Annotated in this window: 10 protein-coding genes; 8 read left to right on the top strand and 2 right to left on the bottom strand. The window is 31.6% G+C overall.

The window, feature by feature from the left end; genetic code table 11:
• Window positions 1-87: 87 nt before the first annotated feature.
• Window positions 88-921 carry a methyl-accepting chemotaxis protein gene (locus bsdtw1_RS10420; protein WP_183277510.1) on the top strand — a complete coding sequence of 278 codons (834 nt, stop codon included), beginning with the start codon at window positions 88-90 and terminating at the stop codon, window positions 919-921.
• Between the two features lie 32 nt (window positions 922-953).
• On the opposite strand, the gene bsdtw1_RS10415 is transcribed toward bsdtw1_RS10420, so the two are convergent.
• Window positions 954-1,655 (bottom strand): DinB family protein, encoded by a 702-nt coding sequence (locus bsdtw1_RS10415; protein ID WP_183277509.1) that lies wholly within the window; start codon window positions 1,653-1,655, stop codon window positions 954-956.
• A 279-nt stretch (window positions 1,656-1,934) separates the two neighbouring features.
• On the opposite strand from bsdtw1_RS10415, the gene bsdtw1_RS10410 reads away from it, so the two are divergent.
• From bsdtw1_RS10410 to bsdtw1_RS10380, 7 genes are all read left to right on the top strand, one after another.
• Window positions 1,935-3,059 (top strand): NADH-dependent flavin oxidoreductase, encoded by a 1,125-nt coding sequence (locus tag bsdtw1_RS10410; protein ID WP_183277508.1) that lies wholly within the window; start codon window positions 1,935-1,937, stop codon window positions 3,057-3,059.
• 261 nt (window positions 3,060-3,320) lie between these two features.
• Window positions 3,321-3,518, top strand: a complete 198-nt coding sequence (locus tag bsdtw1_RS10405; RefSeq protein ID WP_183277507.1) for a cold-shock protein — start codon at window positions 3,321-3,323, stop codon at window positions 3,516-3,518.
• A gap of 1,180 nt (window positions 3,519-4,698) precedes the next feature.
• Window positions 4,699-6,069: an ABC transporter substrate-binding protein gene (locus bsdtw1_RS10400; RefSeq protein ID WP_183277506.1), complete on the top strand. Its 1,371-nt coding sequence runs from the start codon at window positions 4,699-4,701 to the stop codon at window positions 6,067-6,069.
• Between the two features lie 137 nt (window positions 6,070-6,206).
• Entirely contained in the window at window positions 6,207-7,094 is an 888-nt protein-coding gene (locus bsdtw1_RS10395) for a carbohydrate ABC transporter permease (RefSeq protein WP_183277505.1), read from the top strand.
• Between the two features lie 19 nt (window positions 7,095-7,113).
• Window positions 7,114-8,001, top strand: coding sequence for a carbohydrate ABC transporter permease (locus tag bsdtw1_RS10390; protein WP_244638145.1), 888 nt, complete (start codon window positions 7,114-7,116; stop codon window positions 7,999-8,001).
• Window positions 8,002-8,047: 46 nt separating this feature from the next.
• A complete protein-coding gene (arfA, locus tag bsdtw1_RS10385) occupies window positions 8,048-9,541 on the top strand; it encodes an arabinosylfuranosidase ArfA (RefSeq protein ID WP_183277504.1) in 1,494 nt (497 codons plus the stop codon).
• 240 nt (window positions 9,542-9,781) lie between these two features.
• On the top strand, window positions 9,782-11,056 hold the full coding sequence (locus tag bsdtw1_RS10380) for an arabinan endo-1,5-alpha-L-arabinosidase (RefSeq protein WP_244638144.1): 1,275 nt from the start codon (window positions 9,782-9,784) through the stop codon (window positions 11,054-11,056).
• Between the two features lie 211 nt (window positions 11,057-11,267).
• Here bsdtw1_RS10380 and bsdtw1_RS10375 read toward each other — a convergent pair whose 3' ends face one another.
• A complete protein-coding gene (locus bsdtw1_RS10375; protein WP_183277503.1) occupies window positions 11,268-12,185 on the bottom strand; it encodes an ArsR/SmtB family transcription factor in 918 nt (305 codons plus the stop codon).
• Window positions 12,186-12,320: the final 135 nt, after the last annotated feature.

Here is a 12,320-nt window from a genome sequence, read left to right as displayed (position 1 = left end):
GTAATCAGAAGAATAGATGTTAAAGTTTTACTGTTTATACACGAAATATTATATGTGACATATAAGAAATCATTAGGGGGATTTATTATGTTGAAAATATCAGAAAATGAAGTGCTAGAAGCATTTAACAGGATACTACCATATTTAATGGTTTTATTTGATGATGAAGCATCTTTTGCTATTACCGATGAAGATAAATATTTGTTAATTGAAAACTGCAGTAATTTACATATTAGAGGAAAAGTAGGCGACATAATTCCTAACGGTGGAGCAATACATAAAGCAATTAGTTCCGGGAGAACTGTTATAATGGATGTTCCGAAGGAAGTATATGGAGTACCTTTTAAATCATATGCAATTCCTATAAAGAATGATAATAATAAAGTAATTGGTTCAATTGTGGTTGGTAAATCTTTAGAAAAAAGAAATAAAGTTCTTTCAACCTCAGAGGCGGTAGCGGCTTCACTTGAACAGATTTCTGCATCTATTCAAAGTTTAACAGAAGGAGTGCAGAAAGTTGTTAATTCTAATAGTGAAATTTTAAGTGAGGTAAAGGTTGCAAAAGAAAGTACAAAAGGGACAGATGAAATTTTAAGATTTGTAGAAAATGTTTCTCACCAAACTAATTTATTAGGTATAAATGCGGCCATTGAAGCTGCAAGAGCTGGAGATCTAGGTAAGGGATTTGGAGTAGTAGCACAAGAGATTAGAAAATTATCAGCTTCAAGCAGCGAGTCAATAAAAAAGATAAATGGTGTGCTTACTAAGATTGAAGGATCAGTTGGAAAGATTTCGACTAAAGTCAGTGACACGAGCACTATCTTTGAGTCACAGGCAGCAGCTTTTGAAGAAATATCAGCTTCAATTCAAGAATTAAGTGCTAACGCGAGTGTTTTAGATCAATTAGCTAGAAAGCTTTAATTAAAAGTCATTATTTTGATATGCTGACAATATCAAAGTAATGGCTTTTTTATACCTTTTAGGTATTTATTTTTTGCTTTAAAGCATTCGTTTATATGAACTATATGATGTCGTGTAACGGGCATAAGCAGGATACCTGAAACAGTTTTTTTACTCCAAAAGTCAATAAGCCAACTTGCCTCAGGAAGATTGGATACAGCTTTTTGTTCAATAATTCTACTTAGTGATTCTTTAGAAAACTTTCTTTTTAAATCTGTAAATTTAAGATTTCTAATAATTTGCTGAGATTTTCTTCCTACAGCTATCCTATAGTTGCAGAGTTCATTTATCTCTAAGTTTTTGCTGAATTCCAAAATTTCTATTGTGTTAAGTTCATTCCCAGTAGTACAAATTGGAGAGCACGTCCTTCTAAGCCAATTTTCAGTATTAATTACCTGTTCATCACCAGCTACAAGAATATTCATTGTTATATCCTCAATTCTTGCAGAATGCCACAAACCATATAAAATAGTTCTACCTTTCTCGTTAGTAGCGGTTCTCAAACAAGTTTCATCTAAGCTTTCCCATAAATCATCCTCAAAACTATTCGTTGTTATAGATGACATTTCTGAAAGATGTACCATGGAGTGCTGATCTAGGCATAATTTAATTGCCGTTTCAAATTTGCTGTTATCCAATAGAAATGATCTTAATGTGGCTTGGTTTTCATTCCATTGAGATTTTTTATCAAACATAATCTTTAAGCTCCTTAATATTATAAACACTATTAAATATTGAATCACAATATAACTAAAAACATTTTAATACAATTATAACATGTATATACAAAAAATAAAAATTCAATGATAAAGTATAAAGATATATAATTGGGGAATTATATAATGGGGTGTATATTGAATTCAATTGAGAAGAATATTAATTATTAATAAAAAATAATTTGCACTTATCTAAAATAGTAGTAAAATAATACCAAAGAAATGATAAAAGATATTTATAGAGAAAGGGTGATTTTTTTGAACTCAAAGTATGAAAAGCTATTTGAATCGAGGGAACTTTCATGGGGAAAAACAGTTAAGAATCCAATTGTAATGTCTCCAATGACTACTTTTGCTGGTCAATTGAACGGTAATGTTTCCGAAGCAGAAATATTGTATTATAAAAGAAGAGCTAAAAATGTTGGTATGGTAATAACAGCGACAACATATGTTACTCCATCTGGTAAAGGGTTTTCAGGGCAATTTGCAGCTTATTCAGATGAATTCCTACCTAGTTTAAAGTTACTTGCAGAAACTATTAAAGGAGAAGGTGCTTTAGCAATACTTCAAATTTTTCATGCAGGAAGAATGGCGTTACCAAATGAAATCCCAAATGGGGAAACTCTAAGCGCAAGTGCCGTTGCGCCAGTTAGAGCTGGGGCTATTACACCAAGAGAAATGACAGCCATGGAGATAGATAACACCATAAAAGCTTTTGGTGAGACTACAAGAAGGGCTATTTTAGCCGGATTTGATGGTGTTGAAATACATGGAGCTAACACCTACCTAATTCAGCAATTTTTCTCACCTCACTCAAATAGAAGAAATGATAATTGGGGAGGAACTATTGAAAAAAGAATGAATTTTCCTTTAGCTGTAATTGCAGAAGTGAAAAAAGCAGTAAAAGCCGAAGGAAAAAGTGATTTCATTGTTGGGTATCGCTTTTCCCCTGAAGAGTTAGAAAGTCCTGGGATAACTTTAGATGACACTTTGACATTTGTAGATGTACTATCAAAACAAGACTTAAGCTATTTACATGTATCATTAAATAACTTTTGGCAAGGTTCGATTAGAGATAGCGCAATAACAGCGCCAACTATATTGAGGATTAAAGATAAGATTAAAGGAAGAGTGCCACTTATAGGAGTGGGATCTATCCATACTCCTGATGAAGCACTAAAGGCGCTAGACAGCGGAATAGAATTCTTAGCATTAGGAAGAGAGTTAATAATGGAGCCTGAGTGGTCGGAAAAGGTTAAAGATGATAAAGTTGATGATATACGCACTTCTATAAGTAAAAAAGATAAAAATATATTGGATATACCTGAAGTTCTTTGGGAAAATATTATAAATGCTCCTGGATGGTTTCCTATAACAGACTGATTAGCTTTTATTGCATAAAGGTGTACACCAGGGTTTGAGAACTGTTTTTACAATAAAAATTAGATTTTATTACTGGAATTAAAAATAAGAGGTTGATTTATGTAAATATTAATGTTATTATAAGTATGTAACTTAAATGAAACGTAAATAATGTAACACAAATATATTTCAATTAGTGCTTATTATTATGAGGACATCGAAATTTTATTGTGAATTATTACAGAAGTTTAAGAAAAAAATAAAATTTCGGAGGTACACAGAATGACTGGTACAGTTAAATGGTTTAACGCAGAAAAAGGATACGGATTTATAACAGGAGAAGATGGAAAAGACGTTTTCGCTCATTTCTCACAAATCCAAAAAGATGGTTACAAGACTCTTGAAGAAGGTCAAAAAGTTAACTACGAAGTAGCTCAAGGACCTAAGGGACCTCAAGCTGAAAATATCACTTTAGCTTAATTAGTTGATATTTAACCCTTAAAGATTTATCTTTAAGGGTTTTTTATTTTTTTACTTAACCTTATAAGTTGTTTTAATTTCACTGCTATAATTTATTGATACCAATGAATTATAGCAGTTTTTATTTTCTAATAAAGCATAACATAATTTTAGTTTGAGTGAACTGAATATAAAGATTATGTACTACACAAGTATATATGATAACTTTTATGAAAAGGAAAAGTGATAAAGCTAAATTTAAAATGATATATATTTAAGCCTTTAAGAGCTAATTAAATAACATAAAATAGTATATGTTTTAAGTTAATATATAATGAAGAGGTATAATTAAATAAAAATATAAAATATTTTCTTTGAAAACATTGACTTGTATGCTCAATGATGTAATATTAATAGTATAAATGTCCGTACAAATACAATATTAAAGTATAACAAATTCAATATGATTAGAAACTATGATTAATTTTCGTAGTATTGCATAATTAGTGCGTTTCAATAGGTTTTTGCTTTTAAATTGTGTAATGTTAATCTATGAAGATTTTAAAAGATAGCTTTCATATTCAAATTATGTTCTATTATTTCATTAAAGTTTAAAATTATATCTTAGTATATTTTAAAAGAAATTTAAATTAATGAGTTTTGTTGAAAGTTTGTGAGACTGGGCCTTAATAGATATTGTAAAAAGGCTTAAGATATAAGATAAGATTAGGTTTAAGAAGGTTGTATTTAAAACGATCTAAATTAAATATGGTTAAATACTGATATTAATAATATATAAGTAGAAGTTTTATATAATTAATTTAGTAAAACATAAAATATTTTAAATAAATTTGAAATAAAGCATTGACTTAATATTTATACGAGTTATAATATAATTAAGGAAGAAACAAATGAAAAAACAATAATAGTGAAAATAAATATTTTTTTAACGAAAATGAAAATGTTTACTAGGAAATTATACACTATAGTTGCAGGATTTGAAAGTGCAAAATGTTTTTTTCTCAGCTTTTTGAACTATGGAAGTGAGGAGAATACAGACAAGCTTAATATTATTTCATATAATATTAAAACAAAAGAAAAATGAGTTAAAAGCTTTAAACTCATGAAAGTATAGGCCTAAACTAAATAATTTTACAAATCATTAAAATTCTACGTTTAAAACTATCAAGGGGGAGAATGTATGTTAAAAAGATCAAAAAAAATAATGTCAATTCTTATTACTGCAGTAGTAGTAGCGTCAGTATTTGTAGGTTGTGGAAATAAGAAAGATGCTGCTTCATCTGATGGAAAAATCGAACTTACTTGGATGTGTTATGGACAACCACAAGAAACTAAGGTTTTTGATCAAGTAATTAAAAAATTCGAAGCTAAGTATCCTAATGTAAAGGTTAAGATTGTTTCTACTACAGCTGACCAATACGGACAAAAAATACAAGCTTCTATGGCATCAAAAAAGTTACCTGATGTATTATATATGAATCCAGGAGATGTTAAAGCTTGGGTTAACTCAGGAAACATATTAGATATGACACCTTATCTTAAAAAAGCAGAAGAAGCTAAAATATTAGATTTATCTGATATATGGCCAAAAGGACTTGCGAAATATAAATATGATGGTGAAAAGATTGGACAAGGAGATCAATATGCTTTACCAAAGGATATAGGACCTTTTGGTTTTGGGTATAACAAAGATATGTTTATAAAAGCCGGAATTCCTCTTCCAGATAAAAATAAGCCATATACATGGGATGAATGGATTGAAGTTTGTAAGAAGCTTACTAAAGATACAAATGGTGATGGAAAAATGGATCAGTGGGGAACTGGTTTAAATGTTAACTGGACACTTCAAAGCTTTGTATGGAGTAACGGAGCAGACTTCTTAGATGAATCTAAGACAAAAGTAACTGTTGATGATCCAAAGTTTGCTGAAGCATTACAATTCTTCGCAGATCAAACTTTAAAGAATAAAATAACGCCTTCAGCACAAGAAGGTCAAACACTAGATACTTATCAAAGATGGTTAAAAGGACAATTAGCTTTCTTCGCTGTAGCTCCATGGGATATAGCAGCATTTAAAGATCTTCCTTTCAAATATGACATAATACCATATCCAGCAAGCCCTGCTACTGGAAAGTCAGCTACATGGTTAGGTTCAGTTGGTTTCGCAGTTGGTGCTAATACAAAACATCCACAAGAAGCTGTTAACTTAGCAACATTCTTATCAACAGATAAAGATGCAAATAAGATGGTTTCAGACATGCAAATCCAGGTTCCAAACTTAATGTCAATGGCAAAGAATGAATATGTAAATAATAAGGATATTCAACCAGAAAATAAGCAAGAATTCCTAAATATAATTGAAAACACAGGTAGATCTATGCCAGCAGAATATACTTATAATGCTGAATGGATCAACAAGTTCTTCGAAGGAATTCAACCAGTTTTAGATGGTAAAAAGACAGCTGCAGAATACTGTAAGGAAGTTCAGCCTAAGATGCAAGAACTTTTAGACAAAGCTATTGAAAGAGAAAAGAAAGAAAAGAAGAAATAATTAAAATTAATCATTTATCTATTGCAGAAGAGATGGTTATTCTTCTGCAATAGATAAAGATTCAGTACTTAAATATAAAAATAGCTAGAAATAATAAGGTAAGCGCGGTAATTAATATAATAATAGGTGGTGGAATCATGGCTATAAAATCAGACTATTATGCTAAAGAGCGTAAAGCAGGTCTATTGTTTGTTCTCGCACCAGTTCTTGGTTTTTTTCTTTTTGCCTTTGGCCCGTTAATGTTTTCGCTTTATGCAGGATTCACTGATTGGAGCTCAATAGGTGACATACATTTTGTAGGTCTTCAAAACTTTAAAGATATGTTCCATGATATAAACTTTTGGAGATCACTTTATAATACAGTATTTATGATGATTGGTATTCCTATCGGACTTATTTTAGCATTAGCATTAGCACTAATGATGAATAGAAAAATATTTGGAATAAAAGCTTTTAGAGTTATTTACTATATACCAGTTATATCTTCTGTAGCAGCTGTATCAATACTATGGAGATGGGTATATAACGGAGACTACGGTCTACTAAATCAATTATTAGATGGTTGGTTCCATATAAAAGGGCCAAACTGGTTATTTAACGAAACTACTGTTAAGCCAGCCATTATGGGTATGGCTATATGGAAGGGTCTTGGAGGCTCCATGCTTTTATACCTAGCAGGTATACAAAGTATTTCAAAAGACTATTACGAAGCAGCTCAATTAGATGGAGCAACTTCTTTTAACATATTTAGATATATCACAATTCCGCTTTTAAAGCCAGTTACATTCTATATGGTTATAACAGGTATCATAGGTGGTTCACAAATGTTCGTTGAACCAAACATAATGACTGACAATGGTGGTCCAAACTATAGTGCAGCAACAATAGTTTACTATTTGTGGGACAAGGCTTTTAAAAATTACCAAATGGGATATGCCTGTGCTGTTGCATGGCTTCTAGCAATATTTATATTTATAGTTACACTAATTCAATTTAGAAATAATGATACATTCTTCGAAAGCTAACAAGAAAGAGGTGATATAAGTGCTAAATACTGAAACAATTAAAAAGAAACCAAAATACGAAATGTCAGGAATGAAAAGAAGAACTCAGATAGCTAATATAATTATATTTCTTATATTGTTAGCAGGATCATTAGTCATGATAGTACCATTGCTTTGGATGGTTTCTACTTCTGTAAAAGAGAAACTCCAAGTGTTCCAATTACCGCCTGTATGGATACCCAAACCTTTTGTTTGGGGTAAATACTCTGAAATATGGGAAAAAGGGCCGCTATTAAGTGGTTTCATAAACAGCTTAAAGGTTGGGGTAACTGTTACTGTAGTAGGTACTTTTACATCAAGTTTAGCAGCTTTCAGTTTTGCAAAACTTAATTTTCCACATAAGAATAAGATATTCTTAGCTTTACTTGGCACAATGATGATTCCTTTCCCTGTTGTAATGATTCCTCAATTCGTTTTCTTCTCAAAGATAGGTTGGGTAGATTCGTTATTACCACTTATAGTTCCAGGATTATTCGGTAACGTAACTATGATATTCTTCTTAAGACAGTATATACAAGGTATACCTAATGATATTATAGACGCGGCAAAAATAGATGGATGTTCCTTCTTTAAAATATATTATAAGATAATATTCCCTCTAACTGGTCCAGCTTTGTCTGCTCAGATAATACTGTGGTTCATGGGAATATGGAATGACTTCTTAGCACCAGCTATATATATAAGCACACCAGAGAAAATGACTATTCAAACTGTTATACAATCATTTAATGCAACATATGCGATACAAACTGATTATCCGTTAATAATGGCAGCATCTGTAGTTGCAATGCTTCCTATAATAATAGTGTTTATAATTTTCCAAAAGTGGATTATAGAGTCTGTAGCAATAAGTGGAGTAAAAGGTTAGTTTTAATATATGGTAGCAGTATTTAAACCAAAAAGGAGCAATAGTTATGAAAAAAGTAAAATACTTTGTAGATAAAAATTATAAGATTTCGGAAGTCGATCCACGTATGTTTGCTTCTTTCATTGAACATCTAGGAAGAGCAGTTTATACAGGAATATATGAGCCGGATCATCCGACGGCTGATGAGCAAGGATTCAGAAAAGATGTTATGGAATTAATCAAGGAACTAAAGGTTCCTATGGTTAGATATCCAGGTGGGAATTTTGTCTCTGGATATAACTGGAGAGACGGAATAGGGCCTAAAGCAGATAGGCCTAGGAGGCTTGATTACGCATGGAGAACAACTGAAACAAACGAAGTTGGAATTGATGAGTTTGTAGATTGGGCCAAAAAAGCTAATATTGAGCCTATGATAGCTGTTAATTTAGGAACAGGCACTCCTCAGGATGCTGGATATTTTGTTGAATATTGTAATCATCCAGGTGGTACAGATTTAAGTGAACTTAGAAAGAAAAATGGACATGAAGAACCGCATAATTTTAGATTATGGTGTTTGGGAAATGAAATGGATGGACCATGGCAGATAGGCCATTTGAATGCAGATGACTATGGTAAAAAAGCTTTAGAAGCTGCTAAGATAATGAAATGGGTAGATCCTACAATTGAACTAGTTGCTTGCGGTAGCTCAAATGCTGAAATACCAACCTTTCCTGAATGGGACAGAACGGTTCTTGAGTATCTTTATGAACAAGTTGATTACATATCCTGTCATAGATATTATGAGAACTTTGGAAATACAGAAGATTTCTTAGGGTCTTTTGCCGATATGGAAAAGTTTATTACAACAATAGTAAGCACTGCAGATTATGTAAAGGCAAAGAAAAGAAGTAATAAAACTATGTATTTATCTTTTGATGAATGGAATGTTTGGTATCAAAAAAAGATACAACTAAAAGATTGGGAAATTGCACCTCCTATACTTGAAGATATATACTCCCTTTTAGATGCTTTGGTTTTCGGAGGGCTTATGTGCTCATTACTCAAGCATGCTGATAGAGTTAAAATAGCATGTTTAGCTCAATTGGTAAATGTAATAGCACCTATCTTCACAAAGAAAGGCGGACCGGTTATTAAACAAACGACTTTTTATCCTTTTCAACAGGTATCAACTTATGGAAGGGGAGAAGTTTTGAATGTGTTGCTCGATGCACCTACTTTTAAAACAAATATTCATGGGGATATACCAATAGTGCAATCAACAGCCACTTATAATAAAGAAGATAGCTCTATAACTATTTTTGCACTGAATTGTGACCAAATAGATGATGTTGAATTATCTGCTGAGCTTAGGTCGTTTGGAGAACTAAAGGTTATAGAACATGTTGTATTGGATGGTCCTGATCTTAATGCTACAAACACTTTTGAAAATCCTGAAAATGTTAAGCCGAGGAATATAGATGTTCCTGAAGTTAATGAAGGAAGTTTAGAGATTGTTCTTCCTAAATTATCATGGAATATGATAAGGCTTAGCTGTCAGTAATTTAAAGAAGAAAATTTTCATAATATTATTCTCTTAAATTAGGATTTAGTGCACTAATAAAATTGCTGTGCTAAATCCTATTTTCATATTAAAGGAGGTTTTACTATTAAGAAGTATTTAGCATTAGCAATATCTTTAGCATTTTCAATCGGGGCTGTAGGATGTTCTTCTTCAAATAAAACTAAAGCTTTACAACAAATAACTTTTCCAAGTGGTATAGCAGAAGAAAAGGTTAGAGACTTGGATGCTTTAAACGATAAAAGCAAATGGGGAACTGTAGGTACTCACGATCCTTCTGTATTTAAAGATGGAGATATGTATTATGTTTTTTCCACAGATGCTAGAGTAGGTGGTCCAGCAACACCAGGGATTCAGGTGAGAAAATCAAAAGATATGATTAACTGGCAGTTTGTAGGTCAAGCTTTAGAGGGGGTTCCAACTGGAGCTTACGAATGGACTGGTGCCAATGGACTTTGGGCACCAGATGTAACAAAAGTTGGGGATTATTATTATTTGTATTATGCTGCATCATCTTTTGGAAAGAACAAATCTTATATAGGTTTAGAAAGAAGTAAATCTATTGAAGGACCATGGGAGGATATGGGATACGTAATCAAGACTGAAGAAGGAGATAAAATGAATGCTATAGATCCTAATATAGTTTTTGATAAAAACGGTGACATGTGGATGAGTTATGGCTCTTTTTGGACTGGTATATATATAGTTAAACTTGATAAGAATACAGGGAAACCAATTGATTCTGCGGATAAAGGGAAGAACATATCTTCTAGGAATAACTCTGTCAGTGGTGCTGTGGAGGGACCGTATATAATATATAATGATACACAGAAAAAATATTATTTATTCGAGTCGTATGATTCATTATCGAAAGATTACAATGTTAGAGTGGGAAGGTCAGATAATATTGATGGGCCTTATTTAGATATTAATGGAAATGATATGACTGACACAATAATAGATCCAAACGAAGTAGGAAATAAAATTATGGGAGGCTATAAATTTGGAGATAGCGAAGGTTGGTTAGCGCCTGGTCATAATTCGGTATTAAAGGACGGGTATAATTATTATATATATCATCATATAAGAACGGAACAAGATCCAAATTGGTTTTATTTAAATGTAAGAAAAATTGAATGGTCTAAAGATGGTTGGCCGATGGTATCACCTGAAAAATATGCAGGAGAAAAAGAGCAAAAAATATCTAAGGATGCTATTGCTGGTCAATGGGATGTTATATTATTAGCAAAGGACAATAATGATATAATACCATCTGAACAATATACCTTTAAGTCAAATGGAAAGATAGATAAGGACAACGCTAAATGGAGTATTGAAGGAGATAATAATCTTACTATAAGTTTATCTAATGATGAAGAACATAGATTTGAATGTAAGGTTATTCCTGCTTGGGATTGGGAAAACAACAAATCAACATTAGTATTCACTGGAATTGATAAAAAAGGGCTAGCTATATGGGGGAAGATGAGTAAATAGAATTATTAATATAACCAATACTGATTTAATATGCATATTAAAAGCGCGTAAATTCATTTTATATGAATCTTACGTGCTTTAGTTATTTTAATGTACAAGAAAATGTGAAAATTTTATGCGGATAAATCTTGATGTTTAAAAAACTTTAGACGTTTTGGATATATATAGTAGAAAGTTCACTGAGAAGGCTGCTTCAGTGAACTTTTTACTGTTAATTATTAGGTATATCATAAACAACTCTTACATTTAAACCTTGATTATAATTTCCGAAGTTTTTACCGAAGATGGTTAAGCCGCCAACATGTTTGGTTTCCTCAGGAACAGCCATTTTTAATATTAAATCGCTTTTATAATTTAAATTTATATCTTCTATTGTAGTGTCTGATATTTTTAATCCATCAATAAATGTACCAAACTTGTTGATTATTAAGAGCTTTAGTAAACCGTATTGATTCCAGTTAGGGAACCACCAAGATGGAGTTAGGATACCTTTACTGTCGGCATAATCTCCGGGACTAGTCCAGCTACCTACATTGATGTTATTTAGTATAAAATGAATATCTGAAGGCCAAATGTTGCAGTTTCCAGGTGCCTCAGAACTTATTTCCATAGATATTTGTATTTCTGAAAACTCTTGACCTGGCTTTAAATAATTTGGAATTCTATATTCGATAAAACCTTTTGTAAACCATAAGATATCTGCATTAATTCTTTCGGGATCAGCAAAATAACTTGGATTGTCAACTTCTCCAATAAGTCTTTCTTTTGTGGCAATGCCGCATGTTGGGGAAATTTCATAAGAGGAATAGTGTCCTATTCCTATTTCTAATTCATAGGAATTTTCTATATCTTGAGTTCCTATGTCAATTACGAATTTATCTTCATGCAAATAACAAATTTTTTGGATCCCGTGTTTTGCAGTTAAGGTATTAGTTTTTATTAAGCCACATTCTTCTAATTTCTTTATGTGCATTGTTACTGCACCATTAGTAAGTTGAAGTTTTTCTGCTAATTCATTCATGTTTAATTGTTTATGTTCTGAAAGAAGTTCAATTATCTGTACCCTTATATCAGAGCTTAAGGCTTTGAATAAAGGTAAGCTTTCTTTTAAGTCCGTTATGTGTATCATGACATTCTCCTCTATAGTATTAATAAAATTTTATGCAATAAACTCAGTGAAAGTATAGTTTAAGATATTACTATCAAAAAAATCATGGCATATTTTTAAAATTATGTTTAAATTAAATATACTACTCTTACATTA

The organism is Clostridium fungisolvens, assembly GCF_014193895.1.
GTDB classification, from domain to species: domain Bacteria; phylum Bacillota; class Clostridia; order Clostridiales; family Clostridiaceae; genus Clostridium_AR; species Clostridium_AR fungisolvens.
Note: the sequence above shows the minus strand (reverse complement) of the source record. Positions and strands in the feature narration are given on the sequence as shown.